The organism is Micromonospora radicis, from assembly GCF_003583405.1.
GTDB classification, from domain to species: Bacteria; Actinomycetota; Actinomycetes; order Mycobacteriales; family Micromonosporaceae; genus Micromonospora; species Micromonospora radicis.
This window is the reverse complement of record NZ_QXEC01000031.1, coordinates 1-15,592: the sequence shown is the minus strand read 5'-3', so window position 1 is coordinate 15,592 and position 15,592 is coordinate 1. Positions and strand designations below refer to the sequence as shown.

General features: G+C 71.6%; 12 protein-coding genes. 5 read left to right on the top strand and 7 right to left on the bottom strand.

Features of this window, described 5'->3' with window-relative positions; translation table 11 throughout:
* Positions 1-44: 44 nt before the first annotated feature.
* Complete coding sequence (locus D2L64_RS23675; RefSeq protein ID WP_119579412.1) at positions 45-1,379, top strand: TrkH family potassium uptake protein; 1,335 nt, start codon at positions 45-47, stop codon at positions 1,377-1,379.
* Entirely contained in the window at positions 1,369-2,040 is a 672-nt protein-coding gene (locus tag D2L64_RS23670; RefSeq protein WP_119579411.1) for a potassium channel family protein, read from the top strand. Before D2L64_RS23675 ends, D2L64_RS23670 begins: the two co-directional genes overlap by 11 nt.
* Before the next feature lie 79 nt (positions 2,041-2,119).
* Here D2L64_RS23670 and D2L64_RS23665 read toward each other — a convergent pair whose 3' ends face one another.
* The 7 genes from D2L64_RS23665 to D2L64_RS23635 all read right to left on the bottom strand — a co-directional run bounded on the left by D2L64_RS23665 (position 2,120) and on the right by D2L64_RS23635 (position 11,232).
* The gene (locus D2L64_RS23665) at positions 2,120-4,003 is read right to left on the bottom strand and encodes a serine/threonine-protein kinase (protein ID WP_233559114.1); all 1,884 of its coding nucleotides are present in this window, start codon (positions 4,001-4,003) and stop codon (positions 2,120-2,122) included.
* A gap of 70 nt (positions 4,004-4,073) precedes the next feature.
* Positions 4,074-5,627 carry a fused MFS/spermidine synthase gene (locus tag D2L64_RS23660; RefSeq protein WP_119579410.1) on the bottom strand — a complete coding sequence of 518 codons (1,554 nt, stop codon included), beginning with the start codon at positions 5,625-5,627 and terminating at the stop codon, positions 4,074-4,076.
* Between the two features lie 35 nt (positions 5,628-5,662).
* Positions 5,663-6,667, bottom strand: a complete 1,005-nt coding sequence (locus tag D2L64_RS23655; protein WP_119579409.1) for a coiled-coil domain-containing protein — start codon at positions 6,665-6,667, stop codon at positions 5,663-5,665.
* A gap of 261 nt (positions 6,668-6,928) precedes the next feature.
* A complete protein-coding gene (locus D2L64_RS23650) occupies positions 6,929-7,738 on the bottom strand; it encodes an inositol monophosphatase family protein (protein WP_119579408.1) in 810 nt (269 codons plus the stop codon).
* The gene (locus D2L64_RS23645; RefSeq protein ID WP_119579407.1) at positions 7,731-8,183 is read right to left on the bottom strand and encodes a response regulator; all 453 of its coding nucleotides are present in this window, start codon (positions 8,181-8,183) and stop codon (positions 7,731-7,733) included. Before D2L64_RS23645 ends, D2L64_RS23650 begins: the two co-directional genes overlap by 8 nt.
* Positions 8,180-10,030, bottom strand: coding sequence for a sensor histidine kinase (locus D2L64_RS23640; protein WP_119579406.1), 1,851 nt, complete (start codon positions 10,028-10,030; stop codon positions 8,180-8,182). Before D2L64_RS23640 ends, D2L64_RS23645 begins: the two co-directional genes overlap by 4 nt.
* On the bottom strand, positions 10,027-11,232 hold the full coding sequence (locus D2L64_RS23635) for a PP2C family protein-serine/threonine phosphatase (RefSeq protein WP_119579405.1): 1,206 nt from the start codon (positions 11,230-11,232) through the stop codon (positions 10,027-10,029). Before D2L64_RS23635 ends, D2L64_RS23640 begins: the two co-directional genes overlap by 4 nt.
* 201 nt (positions 11,233-11,433) lie before the next feature.
* Between D2L64_RS23635 and D2L64_RS23630 the strand changes: the two genes are divergently transcribed.
* From D2L64_RS23630 to D2L64_RS23620, 3 genes are all read left to right on the top strand, one after another.
* On the top strand, positions 11,434-13,812 hold the full coding sequence (locus D2L64_RS23630) for a M28 family peptidase (protein WP_119579404.1): 2,379 nt from the start codon (positions 11,434-11,436) through the stop codon (positions 13,810-13,812).
* Positions 13,813-14,147: 335 nt separating this feature from the next.
* Positions 14,148-14,771 (top strand): DUF433 domain-containing protein, encoded by a 624-nt coding sequence (locus D2L64_RS23625; protein WP_119579403.1) that lies wholly within the window; start codon positions 14,148-14,150, stop codon positions 14,769-14,771.
* The gene (locus D2L64_RS23620) at positions 14,771-15,202 is read left to right on the top strand and encodes a DUF5615 family PIN-like protein (RefSeq protein ID WP_119579402.1); all 432 of its coding nucleotides are present in this window, start codon (positions 14,771-14,773) and stop codon (positions 15,200-15,202) included. Before D2L64_RS23625 ends, D2L64_RS23620 begins: the two co-directional genes overlap by 1 nt.
* Positions 15,203-15,592: the final 390 nt, after the last annotated feature.

The following is a 15,592-nucleotide window of genomic DNA, read 5'->3' as shown; positions in this document are numbered from 1 at the left end:
TCGATTTACCCACCCCGAATCGGGTGGAATCGGAAGATTGTCTGGTGCGCCGGTTCCTTCGTCACCCCGTACGGCTGGTGCCGGTCGGTTTCCTGGTGGCGATCCTGATCGGCACCGGCCTGCTGATGTGGCCGCAGATGACGACGCTGCACCAGCGGCCGCCGTTCCTCACCGCGATGTTCACCGCCACCTCGGCGATCTCGGTGACCGGGCTGACCGTCGTCGACACCCCGAACTACTGGTCCACCACCGGCCTGGTGGTCATCACGGTGCTCACCCAACTGGGCGGGCTCGGCATCCTGACCGGCGCCGCGCTGGTCATCCTGACCGTGTCCCGGCGGCTCGGCCTGCACAACCGAATGCTGGTGCAGGCGGAGACGCTGGAGTACGGTCTGGGCAACCTGCGCCGACTGCTGCTGCACATCGCCGCGACGGTGCTGGCCTGCGAAGCGGCGATGACCGTCGTGGTTGCCGGTCGGCTCTGGCTCGGCTACGACTACCCGCCGGGGCACGCCCTCTGGTCGGCCGGGTTCCACGCCGTCCAGGCGTTCAACAACTCCGGCTTCTCGCTCTACAGCGACGGGTTGCTCGCCTTCTCCCGTGATCCCTGGGTGAGCCTGCCGCTGGCGTTCGGCAGCATCGTGGGTGGGCTCGGCTTCCCGGCTCTGTTCGAAGCGGTACGCCAGTGGCGGCGGCCGGACCGCTGGGCGGTGGCCACCAAGCTGACCATCTGGGGCAGCGCCACCCTGGTGGTCGTCGGCGCCGTGCTGTTCCTGCTGATCGAGTGGGCCAACCCGTGGACCATCGGCCAGTACGCCGCCCCCGACAAGGTGCTCGCCGCGTTCACCCAGATCGCGCTGTCGCGTACCGGTGGGATCGAGGTGGTACCGACCAACGTGCTGCGGGAGGAGAGCTACCCCCTGTTGATCGGGCTGATGTTCGTCGGCGGTGGCAGCGCGAGCACCGCCGGCGGGATCAAGGTCTCCACCTTCTTCCTGCTGGCCTTCGTGATGTGGGCGGAGATCCGCGGCGAGCCGGACGTCACGGTCGGGCACCGCCGGGTCGCCACCGCCAGCCAACGACAGGCTCTCACCGTCGCCCTGCTCAGCGTCGCCATCATCGCCGGCGGTACGACCCTGCTGATCGCGGTGACCAACCACGTCCCGCTCTACGCGGTGCTCTTCGAGGTCACCTCGGCGTTCAGCACCACCGGGCTCTCCGTCGGAGTCACGTCGGCCCTCTCCGACGGAGGCCATCTACTGCTGGCCGCGCTGATGTACATCGGCCGGGTCGGGCCGCTCACCCTCGGCTCGGCGATCGCCCTGAACACCCGCCGCCGGCTCTACCGCTATCCAGAGGAGCAACCCATTGTCGGATAGGAAACCGGACTCCGGCGGCATCGCCGTGATCGGCCTCGGCCGGTTCGGCGCCCGCCTGACCGATTCGCTCAACGCGCTCAACTACCAGGTACTGGCGATCGACCGTGACCCGCAGAAGGTGCAGAAGTGGTCGGCCCGGGTCGACCAGGTGGCGCAGGCCGACTCCACCGACGAGGATGCGTTGCGCCAGCTCGGCGTGGCGGACCTGAACCGGGTGGTGGTGGCCATCGGCGCCTCGGTGGAGGCCAGTGTGCTCACCGTGCTCGCGCTGGTGGAACTGGGCGTACCCCAGATCTGGGCCCGGGCGACCTCCGTCCAGCACTCGAAGATCCTGGCCGCCGTCGGCGCCCAACACGTGATCTTTCCGGAGGCGGAGGCCGGTGAACGGCTGGCGCACCTGATCGTCACCCGGCTGCTGGACTTCGTGGAACTCGGCGACGCCTTCGCCATCGCCAAGCTGCGCGTACCGGAGCCACTGGTCGGGCAGGCGATGAGCGAGACGCGGCTGTTGGACCGCTACGGGATCCGGCTGATCGGGCTCAAGCGGTCGACCGAGCAACGTTTCCGGTACGTCACCGACGGGGTGGAACTCAGCCGGGACGACATCCTCATCATCGAGGGCACCATCGAGCAGGTGCAGGGCTTCGCGTCGCTGTCGTGACCGCCGGAGGGTTGCTGCCCGCGGTCGGCGGCGCTCTCCAACCGGCTCCTCGCGCAGCCGGGAGGGCAGCGCACCGGCATCACACCTGCTCCGGGTCACCCTCCTTCGAGCTGTCGCCGCCCTGGTCGGCCCCTTGGCCGTCGTCACCCTGGTCGTCGCCGCCCTTGCCGGAGCCGCCACCACTGCCGGAGCCGCCACCGCTGCCGGCGTCACCGCCGCCGGAGTCACCCTCGCCCGGGTCGCCCTTGCCCGGGTCGGGCTGGTCGGCGTCGTCGCCACCCGGGCCACCCTGGCCGGCGTCACCGCCGCCGGAGCCACCCTCGCCCGGCTCCTTGCCCGCCATCTCCTTGCCCGGCTTCTCCTTGCCGGACTTGTCCTTGCCGGGCTTCTCCTTGCCGGGCTTCTCCTTGCCCGCCTTGGCCGGCGTCGACTTCTGCTTGCCCTGCTCGGCCTTGCTCTTGGTGCCGCCGGAGCCACCCGCACCGGCGTTACCCGCCGGCTTGGTCGGCGCGGTGCCGGCGACACCGGACACCTGTACCCCACACCGCGCGTCACCGACCCGGAACTCCACCGGCAACGGGTTGTTCCCGGTGTAGGTACCGGTCAGGCGCAGCTTCTCGGTGGCGCCGGAGGCCAGCACCGCCCGGTCCGGGGCCGCCTGCAGGGCGACCGCCTGCCCCTGCTGGCGGACCGGCGCCGAACCGGCGCCGGTCACCTGCTGGCGGCCCGGGAAGACGAACCGCACCGTCCAGTCGCGCAGGTCCCGGTCGCTGGTGTTGGTCAGCTTCAACTCGGCGGTGAAGTCCTTACCGGAATCCTTGTGCAGCGCGTACGACACCTGGCACGGACTGCTCTGCTCGCCACCGATCCGAGCCTGGGTCGGCTGGTCGATGCCGCCGCTGGCCGGGCTGTGCGAGGTGACCCCCCACACCGCGGCCGTGACGGCCATCAACGCGGCGGCGGCCACCACCGCCTCGATCCGGCGGCGGCGATCCGCCGTCCGACCGGTCTGCCGACCGGCGAACGGCAGCGCGTCGGTCGCGGCCGACCAGGACAGGATCGTGGTGCTCACGGCGGCCAGCGACAACGGCCCGGGTCGACCGCCGGCCGGTACCCGCACCGACGGCACCTTCCCGGCCGACTCCGCGAGGGTACGGGCCAGTTCGGCGGTGGTCGGCCGGTCGGCGGGCCGCTTCGCCAGGCAACGCCGCACCAGGTCGGTCACCTCGGTGGGCAGACCCGGCACCGGCGGCATCGGCCGGGGCTCGTGGTACATGTGCGCCCGCAGCATCTGTGTGGTGGTCTCGGCCTGCCAGGGCAGACGTCCGGTGAGCATCCGGTAGAGCAGCAGACCGACCGCGTACACGTCGGTGGCCGGACTGACCTGCCCTTGGTCGAGCCGCTCCGGGGCGAGGTAGGCGGGGGTGCCGAGCAGCGTGCCGTCCGGCCCCTTCTCGCTCTCCCCGACCAGCGCCGAGATACCGAAGTCGACCACCTTCACCCCGGTGGGCGTGAGCATCACGTTGCCGGGGGTGACGTCCCGGTGCACCACCCCCCGGGCGTGTGCGGTGGCCAGCGCCGAGGCGACCTCCGCCGCGACGGTCACCGCCTCCCGCCAGGGCAGGCGCGCGCCGTCGGCGAGCCGCGCGGTCAGCGGACCGCCGTCGATCAACTCCATCACCACGTACGGCACGGTGAGCCCGACCTGGTGGGACTCGCCATAGTCGTACACGTTGGTGATGTTCGGGTGGCAGAGCCGCGCGGCGGCCTGGGCCTCGCTGCGGATCCGGTGCCGGAACGCCCGGTCGCTGGCCAGCCGGGAGGCGAGCACCTTGACCGCGACCTGCCGGCCGAGCACCTCGTCGTAGCCCCGCCAGACCACGGACATCCCGCCCGCGCCGAGCTGCTCGATCAGCCGGTACCGCTCACCGAGCAGCTGCGCGTTCCTGCGTTCCCCACCCATGGTCGGCGTTGTTGCCCGACGTGAGGCCGACTACACCTTTCTGGTCGGATTCGGTCAGCGAATCACCCGATCAGGCGTTCGCGAGCAGTTGGTCCACCGGCGCGTAGTCGTCGGTGAGCACCAGCGCGTCGCCGACGAAGTCGGCCAGGGTGTCGCCCGAGAGCAGGCTGACCGGCTCGGCGTCGGCGTCCAACCGGGCCCGGAGCGCCACCAGCGGCAGCGGCGTGTCCGAGGCCACGATGAGGAAGTTCGAACCCCGCTCACCGGCCAGCGCCTCGGCCGGGGCGATCAGCGCCAGGTGCTCGAACTCGGCGGCCACGGTGGCCACCTCGCTGCGGATGAAGCGCAGCGGCGGGTAGTCGATGACGTTCTGCACGTACACGCCGGTGGGACGGGTCACCCGCCGGATGTCGGCGGCCATCTCCCGGGTGGCCAGGTGCCAGGGCACCACCAGGTGCCCGAACGCGTCGCCGACCACCAGGTCACGGCTGTCGGTCGGCTCACCGGCGACCAGCAGCCGCGCGTCGCCCACCTCCGCCCGCAGCTCCGGCCCCTGGCGTACGCCCAGGCGTCGTTCGCCCAACTCGACGAGGCCGCCGTCGATCTCGAAGACCAGGTTGTCGGTGCCCGGTCGGGTGGCGGTCAGGTAGCGCGGCATGGTGAACCCGCCGCCGCCCAGGTGCAGTGCGTCCAGGCGCTGACCGGTCGGGGCGGCCACGTCCGCCACCGCACCGATCCACCGGGTGTACGCGTACTTCAGGTGGGTCGGATCGGCGAGGTCCACGTACGAGTGCTGGGCCGAGTTGAGCAGCAGGGTACGCCCGTCGGGCCGGTCGGGGTCGGCCTCGACCCGGGCGCAGTGATACGCCGTCTCCACGTCGCACGGATTCGGCGCGACCATGGTCAACCCGGCACCGGCCAGGCCGAGCACCGCCAGCGCGGCCTTCACCCGGGCCGGGCCGGGCAGCACCGCCCGATCCTGCCGGTGCAGGTAGACACCGAGGGCGATCCCGGTGACGCCGAGCGAGGCGGCCAGCCCGAACAGGATGACCGTGCTGGGCAGCGCGGCGACCAGCACGAAGCCGGTGACCAGGGTGGCGGTGACCGCGCCCAGCGTGCCGATGCCGGAGAGCCGGCCGACCACCTGACCGGTACGGCGCAGGTCGGCGAGCTGAAGCTTGATCACCAGCGGGCTGACCGCGGAGAGCAGCATCGCGGGCGCGAACACGGCCACCGCGACCAGCAGCAGGATCGCGCCGGTCGCGCCGCCGCGCAGCACCTCACCGGCGTACCGCACGGCGGGCAGGGTGATCGCGGTGGCGATGCCGGAGAGCACCAGGGCCGGCGCCAGCATGGTCCGGGGGTTGCGCTTGTCGGCCAGCCAACCACCCGCCCACGCGCCGTACGCGATCGCGGCCAGCGCGATGCCGATGACCGAGCTGGTCACCTGGAGGGTGACCCCGACGTACGGCCCGACCAGGCGCAACGCGGCGGTCTCCAGGACCAGGACAGCGCCACTGGAGTAGAAGACCAGGAACGCGGCGAGCCCGTTGGGCAGGGCCCGTGGGGCCGCCGACTCGGCCGGCGCATCCGGCTCCACGAGGCCAGGCGATGGAGAGTTCACCGTGGCGATGGTACGCAGCAGTCGACGGTCACGGGTCAGTACATCGAAGTGTGAACGTGGTTCGTGTGGTCCGCTGCCGGGCTGCCGCTGCCGTTGTACGCCCGCCAGCCGGTGCCCGGATGCCAGATCTGTCGGTACCAGATCACGTAGAGCACGCCCAGCCGGTCGGCGTTGCGCACATGCCAGGCGGCCAGGCTGTCGCCGTACGCCTTGTCGCCGCCGGTGGCCGTACGGTCCTCGAAGCCGTTGGTGGCGGCGGAGAAGTCGCAGGCCCGACCCTTGGGGTGCTCGCCCGAGCCGCCGCTGCGGTAGCAGGAGACGTGCCGCTTGTACCCGGCGGCCTTGGTCTGGTTGAGCATGTGCAGGGTGCGTGCGGTGATACAGCCGGAGGTGGTCGGGTCGTTCACCGAGCACGACTCCGACGGCCAGGAACCGTCCGAGTTGCGCGGCGCCGACTTCGCCGAGGTGGAACTGCCGCCACTGAAGCCGCCGCTGCTGCCCGAACTGACCGCGGCGAGGGCCGCCTCGGCCTCCTTCTTCTTCTTGGCCATCACGGCGAGCTGCTTGGTCTGCTCGCGTACCTCGGCGTTGATCGCCAGCTTGGCCTGTCGGGTCTGCTCACGGGCCTCGGTCAGCTCGCGCACCCGCCGGCCGTCGCGCTGGGCCATCATGTCGAGGCTGGCGGCCCGCTGCACGAACGCCTCCGGGGTGCCGCTGTCGAGCAGGGCGGCAGCGGCGCTCAGCCGGCCGATCCGGTACGACTGCGCGGCCACCTCGCCGACCATCACGGTCAGCTCGTCCAGCCGGCCCTCCATCGCGGACAGCTCCTTGGCCAACGCCTGCTGCCGCTTCTTGGAGCCGTCGAGCTTGCGCTTGGCCTCGATGTGCGCCTTCGCGGTGGCCGCCAGGGCGTCCCGCAGCTTCTTGCTGCCCCCCTCGTTGGGCTCGGCGTACGCCGGTACGGCACCGACGCCGAGCAGCAGCGCCGCTGCGGCGAGCAGGGCGATCAGCGGCCGCTGAACGCGCCGCCGGACGGGCATGGACCTGCGCACGAAAGCATCCTTTCGTCGTCCGCCGGCCCCCGGTGAGATCACTGCGCGGCGGCGACCCCCGCCGGCGCCGGTCGGCGGCCTGCTGGCGGTAGGCCGCCGGTCAGGATACCGGAATCGGCCCGGCCGACCACTCCCCCGACCCTCCCACCCCATCGATCGTCGACAGATCGCAACGCATCTCTCACCGAACGCATCCGCAGCTCGTGACGGCCGGGCTGGCGTCGCCCCGGATCGGCCGGCGGAAACCGGTCAGCCCGGCAGCAGAGCGGCGTGGACCTCGTCCCAGACCCGCTCGTTGACGGCGACCAGGAGACCGTCGTCACTGTCGGCGGGGTGGTAGTCCGTGCCGTCGAACCGACGCGCCACCCCACCGGCGGCCCGGACCAGCAGCGTGCCCGGCCCGTGGTCCCACGGCAGGGTTCGCCAGAAGAGCACGAACTGCTGTTCGCCGGTGAGCAGGTCGAGGTACTCGCGGCCGGCGCAGTGCTGGCCCGGCAGCAGCTCACCGACGCGCGCGGCACCCGACTCGACCGTACGGCGCGAGGAGGGCGGCAGGAACCGGGTCATCGCGGCGCCCCGCAGGTCGCCGACCGGCGGCGCTTCGGCGGGCAGGCGCAGCGCCCGGCCGTTGAGGTATGCCCCCTCACCGAGCCGCGCGGTGGCCAGCGTCCCGGCCAGCGGGTCGAACACCCAGCCGGCCGCCGGCTCGCCGTCGGCGAGCAGAGAGATCATCAGCGCGAAGGGACGTCGACCGGCCGCGAAGTTCGCGGTGCCGTCGATCGGGTCCACCAACCACACGTCCCCCGCGGAGCGCAGGTGCCGCAGCAGACCCGGATCCGCCGCCACCGCCTCCTCGCCGACCACCACCGAACCCGGCCGCATCCGGAGCAGGCCGGCGGTGATCACCTCCTCGGACCGCCGATCGGCGACGGTGACCAGTTCACCGGGCGCCTTCTCGGTCACGTCGGCCGCGTCGAGGTGGCGGAACGACGGCAGGACCACCCGCTCGGCGGTCTCCCGCAGCAGTCCGGCGACGTCGTCGAGCAGGGTGTCAGCCACGCGGCGGCAGCTTCACCACGCTGACGAAGAACTCGTCGATCTGCCGGACGACCGAGATGAACCGTTCGAAGTCCACCGGCTTGGTCACGTACGCGTTGGCGTGCAGCTGGTAGCTGCGCAGGATGTCCTCGTCGGCCTGGGAGGTGGTCAGCACCACCACCGGGATCCGGCACAGCTGCTCGTCCTTCTTGATCTCCTCCAGCACCTCCCGGCCATCGCGGCGGGGCAGGTTCAGGTCGAGCAGGATCAGATCCGGCAGCAACGCGTCCGCGTACTGGCCCTCGCGGCGCAGGTAGGCCAGCGCCTCGGTACCGTCGGAGACGACGTTGAGCCGGTTACGCAGCTTGTGTTCCTCGAACGCCTCGCGGGTCATCAGCACGTCACCGGGGTCGTCCTCGACGAGCAGCACCTCGATCGGGCTGTTCCCGTCCGCTGGCGCGGTCATCTCACCGCCTCCTTCCTGCCACCTGTGGCACCGCTCTCCGACACCCCACCGTCGGGCGGGCCGGCCGGGGCCGGGGTCCGGGCCACCGATCCGGCGGCGGCCTCCGCGCCGACCGTACCGTCACCGGCGGGGCGCTCGCCCACGGCTCCGGCCACCTGACCGGTCGACGGTCCGGTAGCCGCCGCGCCGGCCGGGTCGGACGGGGCCGCGCCGACCGGTCCGGTAGCGGCCGCGCCGGCCGGTTCCGACGGGGACTCGTCCGCACCGGCCCCGGCGGACGAACCGGCGGCGGCCTCGACGTCACCCGCGCGTACGGGCAGGGTGAACCGGATGGCGGTGCCCTCGGGCACGTCGGTGTCCACCCAGACCCGGCCGCCGTGGTACTCCACGATCTTCTTGACGATCGCCAGACCGATCCCGGTGCCCGGGTACGCGTCCTTGGCGTGCAGCCGCTGGAAGATCACAAAGATCTTGTCGGCGAACTCCGGTTCGATCCCGATGCCGTTGTCCTGGCAGGTGATCTCCCACTCGTCACCGACCAGCCGCGCCGAGACGTGCACCCTCGGCGCGACGTCGGGCCGCCGGAACTTCACCGAGTTGCTGACCAGGTTGACCAGCAGGTTGGTGAGCAGCGGCTCCTCGCCCCGGATCACCGGCAGCTCGTCCCAGGTCAGCTCGGCGTCGGCGTACTGCCGGGCCGGCTCGGTCTGCGCGGCGACCTCCGCCATCAGGCCGTTCAGGTCGACGTCGGTGAAGCCGGCGGTGAGCCGACCGATCCGGGAGAACGCCAGCAGGTCGTTGATCAGCCGCTGCATCCGCTGCGCGCCGTCGACCGCGAACGCGATGTACTGGTCGGCCCGCTCGTCGAGCCGGCCGGCGTAGCGGCGCTGCAACAACTGGCAGAAGCTGGCCACCTTGCGCAGCGGTTCCTGCAGGTCGTGCGAGGCGACGTAGGCGAACTGCTCCAGGTCGCGGTTGGACCGGGTCAACTCCTCGGCCTGCCGCTGCAACTGGGTGTTGACCCACTCGATCCGCTCGCGTGCCTCGCGTACCTCGGCCAGATCCGCCGCGATCTTGCGACGCATCGCGTCCACGTCCGCGCCGAGGCGCTGGAACTCCGGTGGCCCGGTGCCGGCGATCTCCCGCTCGTAGTCGCCCGTGACGACCTCCCGGACCTGCCCGGCCAGGGTGGTCAGCGGGCGCAGCACCATCCGGTCCAGCGCCGTCAGCAACGCGATTCCGGCCAGCGCCACCACCAGGCCGGCGACAATCAGCAGTACGACCAGCAGGTTGCCGGTCCGCTCCACGTTGCGGGCGGTGGCCTCCCGGGCGGTGAGGATCTCCTCCTGCAGGGCGCCGACCGCGTCACGCAGCTCGTCGAAGCGCTGGCGGCTCTCGTCGGTGAGCAGCGCCTGACCGGCCCCGGTGCCGCTGGTACGGGTGGTGTCGATCACCGGCTGGGCGACCGTACGCCGCCACTGCTCCGCCTGCTGCTCCACCGCCACCAGATCCGCCTCGATGCCGGGGTAGGTGTCGGAGAGTTCCCGGATCTCCCGCGCCGTCGCCCGTTCCCGGGCCAACCCCTGCTCGTACGGGACGAGGTCCTCCGGGTCGCCGGTCACCGCGTAGCCGCGGACCCCGGTCTCCTGGTCGAGCAGCGCGTTGAGCATGTCCTGACCGTGTACCCGCAGCGGCCCGACCTTCATCAGCAGCACGTCGGTGTAGTCACGGTTCTTGGTGGCGACGACCGCCTCCGCCAGCGCGACGCCGAGCAGCAGCGCGCCGACCAGACCGAGCAGTGCCAGTACCCGGCGACGCAGCGTCCACCGGCCGGGCCCGCCGCTCATCGGCCACCACCCCGGGTGACCAGCAGCATCGCCACGTCGTCGGCGAACGGGCCACCGTTGAGCTGCTCGGCGCGCCCGACCAGCCAGGCCGGCAACTCGGGCAGCGGGACGGCCCGGCTGTCCGGGTCCTCGATCAGTCGGGTCAGGCCGGGCACGTCGAGGCGCTCGTCGCCCTCGCCCACCCGGCCCTCGATCAGACCATCGGTGTACATCAGCAGAGACCAGTCATCGGTGTCGAACTCCAGGTCGAAGGCGACGGGACGGCGCGGCCGTACGCCCAGCAGCAGGCCACCCGGTGCCGGCACGGGCGCCGCCCGGTCGCCGGCGAGCAGCACCGGCGGCGGATGACCGGCCAACCGCACGGTGGCCCGGTTGCCGGCGAGGTCGAGCCGGACCGTCGCGACGGTGGCGAAGATCTCCTGGAGACGGCGCTCACTCATCAGCACCTGTTCCAGGGCGGGCAGCACCTCGTCGTCCGGCACCCCGGCGAGGACCAGCGCCCGCCAGGCCACCCGGAGTTCGACCCCGAGCGCCGCCTCGTCCACCCCGTGCCCGCACACGTCGCCGACGATCAGGTCGACCCGGTCGGGCCGGGTCTGCACCACGTCGTAGAAGTCCCCGCCGATCAGGGCGGCGTGCCGGCCCGGCCGGTAGAAGGTGTGCACCGCGATCTGCTCGGTCGACATCAGCGGCTGGGGCAGCAGGCCGCGTTCCAACCGCGCCGACTCGGCCTGCCGCAGCTCGACCTCGCGCAGCCGGCGGGCGTTCTCGTCGGCCCGCTTACGCTCCACCGCGTAACGCAGCGCGCGGGTCAGCAGCACCCCGTCCACCTGGCCCTTGACCAGGTAGTCCTGTGCTCCCTCGGCGACCGCGACGATGCCCAGGTGCTCGTCGGAGCGGCCGGTCAACACGCAGACCGCGGCGCTGCCGGACATCTCCAGCACCCGCCGCAGGCCGTCCAGGCCCTGCGCGTCGGGCAGACCCAGGTCGAGCAGGACGCAGTCGACGCCCACCATCCGCTGCCCGGCCTCGCTGAGGCTGGTGGCGACCAGCAGGTCGATCCCGGAGTTCGTCTCGGCCAGCAGCTCGCCGACGAGGAAGGCGTCGCCCTCGTCGTCCTCGACCAGCAGCACCCGCAGCCGCTCCCCGGGCGGCAGGTTCGGGTTGCCGCCCAGCCCACCTCGCGGGTACGGCCACGACACGACGGAGGGAGCGGCCGGGCCGCTCCCCCGGTGTGGCCGGGTCACCGCCGCGGCGGGCGGGAGATCGCTGGTGATGTCGGGCTCCTTCCGAGTGCCCTGCTGATCCTGTATTAGACAACGTTCGCACACAACACGACGGGGCGCCCTGGGGTGACATGGAGGATGATGTGCACCCCTGGTCCCACCCCCGAGGAGCCGTCCGTGGGCGCACCCCCCAGCCTGGCCGCCGACCGTGCCTTCGCCCGCCCCCGACACCGGCTGGTCGCCGCGCTGGCGGCGCTGGTCGTACTCGGCACCGTCGGCACGTTGGCGCTGCTCGACATCCGCCCGCCGACGCCCCGACCGGCCGACGCACCGGCGGAGGAGTTCAGCGCCGGCCGGGCGTACGCGCACCTGCCGGTCGTCGCCGGCCGGCCACACGTCGCCGGCAGCCCGGCCAACGACGAGGTACGCGCCCACCTGACGGCCGAGCTGAGCCGGTTGGGTCTGGCGACCGAGGTGCAGGACACCGTCGCCGAGGAGGCCGGTCAACTCAGCGGCGCGGCGGGCGGCGCCACGCTGGCCCGGGTCCGCAACGTGGTGGCCCGGCTGGCCGGCACCGACCCGACCGGCACGGTGTTCCTGGTCGCCCACTACGACGCGGTGCAGACCGGGCCGGGCGGCAACGACGACGGCGCGGGGGTCGCCACCATCCTGGAGGTGGCCCGGGCGCTGGCCGGCGGGCCAGCCCCCCGCAACGACGTCGTGTTCGTCCTCACCGACGCCGAGGAGGCCTGCCTCTGCGGAGCGTCGGCGTTCGCCGCAGACCACCCGCTGGCCGCCGGCAACGGTGTGGTGCTCAACCTGGAGGCCCGCGGCCGTACCGGGCCGGTGATCATGTTCGAGACGTCACCGGAGAACGCCGCGCTTGTCGACGTGTTCGGCCGGGCCGCACCGCACCCGGTCGGCACCTCGTTCGCGGTGGAGGTCTACCGCGCGCTGCCCAACGACACCGACTTCACTGCCTTCCTCGACCACGGATTCGCCGGCCTGAACTCGGCGTACCTCGACGGCGGGGCGATCTACCACACCCCGCTGGACACCCCGGAGTCGATGGACCGGGCCAGCCTCCAGCACCACGGGGACAACGCGCTGGGTCTGGCCCGCGAGTTCGGCCGGATCGACCTGGGCGGCCTCGACGCCGGCCACGACGCCACCTACTTCCCGGTCCCCGGCGGCCTGGCCCGTTACCCGGGCACCCTGGTGCTGCCGCTGGCGCTGCTCGCGCTGGCCGCGGTGATCGCCCTCGGCTGGCTGGCCCGACGTCGGGGTCGGGTCACCGCAGGGCGACTGGCCGCCGGGTTCGGGCTGGCGCTGGTACCGATCGTGGTCGCGCCGCTGGGCGCGCAGCTGCTCTGGGCCGGGATCGCGGTCGTCCGGCCGGGCTACGCCGAGCTGCTCGATCCGTACCGGCCGACCTGGTACCGGCTGGCCGTACTGGCCCTGGCCGCCACGGTGCTGTTCAGCTGGTACGCGCTGACCCGGCGACGGGTCGGCCCGGCCGCGCTGGCCGTCGGCGGGCTGGGCTGGCTGGCGCTGCTCGGCGTACTGCTCGCCGTGGTGGCGCCCGGCGGGGCGTACCTGGCGACCGTGCCGGCGTTGGCCGGCGCCCTCGCCGGCCTGGTCGCGGTGGCCACCCGGGTCGACGGCCCGGTAGCCGTGCTCGCGGTGACCCTGGCCGGCGTGGTGGCGGTGGTCGTCCTGCTGCCGACCGTGGTGCTGCTCTTCCCAGCGCTGGGCATGGCGATGGGTGGGGTGGCGGCGCTGTTCGCGGTGCTGCTCGGCCTGGCCGCCCTGCCGGTGGTGGACCTGCTGCACCCGCAGGCCGGCGGCCAGCGCGGCATGGTCGCGGCGCGGGCCCGTCGGCTGGGTGCCCTGCCCGCCGGTGCCGCCGCCCTGGCGGCGGTGCTGTTCGCCGGGGTCGGGCTCGCCGTCGACCGGTTCGACGCCGCGCACCCCGTGCCCACCCACCTGATGTATGCGCTGGATGCCGGCACCGGCCAGGCCCGCTGGCTCAGCCACGAGTCCGACCCGCAGCCCTGGACCGCCGACTACGTCGACGGGCCGGTCTCCGTCGCCGACGACTTCCCTGGCATCGGCGGCAAGGATCTGCTCGGCGGCCCGGCGCAGGCGGCCGACCTGCCCGCGCCCCGGTTGGAGGTGCTCGCCGACACCGGCGCGGACGGCCAGCGCACCCTGCGACTGCGGCTCACGCCGCAGCGCCCGGTACGCCTGGCCACCCTGCACCTGGACACCTCGACGGCGACGGTCCGCAACGCCCAGGTGGCCGGGCGCGCGGTGCCGATCGAGCCGCGCGAGGGCCGCTGGGGCTTCGGCGTGGTCTTCCACGCCCCGCCGCCCGAGGGCATCGAGATCACCCTCACCGTCGAGCCGAAGGCCGACCAGATCGCCCTACGCGCGATGGACGCCAGCGACGGCCTCGACGCCCTGCCCGGCTTCCGGCCCCGCCCGCCGGACGTCGGCGTCACCGGCTCGCACACCTCCGAGATGCTCGCCGTGGCCCGTACCTACCCCCTCTGACGGCCCCGGGGCGGCACTACTTCCAGCGGTATTGATCTAGGTCCCGGGCGTAGACAATCAAACCGGGCGAGTGTGCTCCTGAGCTGCCGCCACAACTGGCATCGATGGTCACTGCTGGTCGCTGTCAGCTCTCGTTGGACGGCATGGCGACGGCATGATCTTGGATCCTGGACGCGGAGCGGCCCGTCCCCGCTCGGTGCCTTGATGCCTCCCGGACCACCTCGCTACCGGGGATGTCGCGAGCCCGACACGCCGAGGGCAACTGCCGACGACCAGACCATCTATGCTACGGCTGGGAGTTCTGTCTACCGAGCGGTCGAGGGAGGGGGCTGGCAGTGTCCTACGAGCCTCGCGTAGCCGCCGCCCTCTCGGGTGCCACCCTCCGGCAACTTTCCTACTGGCGGGTCACACGGGTGCTTCAGCCCGAGATCTCCGCTTCGAGACCTGTGCTCTATTCGTTCAGAGATCTGATCGCGCTCAGGACGTTTGCGTACCTTCGCGGCGAGCGCTCCTTGCAAAGCATCAGACGAGCGGTGCGAACGCTGGCAGACATTGGTGAGACCGAACACCTCTCCTCTTACCGCCTAGTCGCCCAAGGCAAGAAGAGTATCGCCTTGGTACGCGACGAGGGCGCAGTGGATCTAGTCGAGAAGCCGGGACAGTCACTGACCGTAGTCAAGCTTGGCGACGTACTCCAGTCGTTCCCGCTGGGGGATGTCGAGGTGCCGAACCTTCTGCATCCCCGGCAAAAGATCTCAGTTGATCCCGAGGTGCGCGGAGGGCATCCTGTTGTGGAGGGCACCCGCGTTCCCTTCGAGATCATCGCAGGGCTAGTTCGTGATGGCGTCGAGCCGGAGGAAGTGGCCGACTTTTACCCCTCAGTCAGCGCGGAAGCGGCGCGGGATGCCGTTGACTTCGCGGACTACGTCGACCGATCGGTTGGGCGTCAGGCGGCTTAATGCGGGTTCTCCTAGACGAAGATGTGCCAGAACAGGTTTTGCATGTACTTCGCCACGTCCTGCGCGGTCACGAAGTAGACCACATCCATTCGATAAAGTGGTCCGGCAAGAAGGACCTCTACGTCTTTCAGGATGCGATGGGCCGGTTCGACGTTATCGTCACCAACAACTACAAACAGTTTGACGATCCGGACGAGACAAGCCGGATCAAGAAGTCCGGCTTGCACCATGTGTCCTATCGGCAGCGACAAACGGGGCTCAAGGGCCTCGCCCTTGCAGTCGGTGCCATCGTCGCTTCCATGCCCCAGATAATGGAGGAGCTGGAGCGAGCCAACGGCCAACGCTTGGTGGCAATCCAAGGCATCGATCCGTCAAAAAGGTTCAAGATAATCGATCCAAGACGTGAGCCGCCCAAGTACTGGCCGCGATGACCCACCCGCGCGGCCCCCTTACCCTGCGTCTCCTAGCCATCCCGTCGGCCTTCGTCCGCACATCGTGGAGTGGGTGGGGCCTGCCTGGTCAAGGTGGAGCACACCACCGTCTGAACGACCTTGACCAGGCTGGCCCCACCCACTCGGCTCTGCCCGGACGAAGGTTGTCGGGATGGCGCCACCATCCCGGAGTGCCTGAGGACCCCGCCGGAGGCACCGCACTTGTTCTGGTCGACATCGCAGCCCCGGATCTGCCATCAACCCATGGCGGCCCGGGGCTTCTTCGTATGTCGCGCCGCCGGCGGGCTGCAACCGCCGGGGTGCGCCCCGTGCGCTTGCGCTAAGGGGCGCGGGGTCCCCGAGCGGCGGCCCCATCGGGGCCGGCCCTGG

Coding starts and splice junctions, on each gene's coding strand:
- D2L64_RS23665 (WP_233559114.1), bottom strand. CDS start 4,003: ATGGGTGGGGAACGCAGGAACGCGCAGCTGCTCGGTGAGCGGTACCGG.
- D2L64_RS23655 (WP_119579409.1), bottom strand. CDS start 6,667: ATGCCCGTCCGGCGGCGCGTTCAGCGGCCGCTGATCGCCCTGCTCGCC.
- D2L64_RS23645 (WP_119579407.1), bottom strand. CDS start 8,183: ATGACCGCGCCAGCGGACGGGAACAGCCCGATCGAGGTGCTGCTCGTC.
- D2L64_RS23640 (WP_119579406.1), bottom strand. CDS start 10,030: ATGAGCGGCGGGCCCGGCCGGTGGACGCTGCGTCGCCGGGTACTGGCA.
- D2L64_RS23620 (WP_119579402.1), top strand. CDS start 14,771: ATGCGGGTTCTCCTAGACGAAGATGTGCCAGAACAGGTTTTGCATGTA.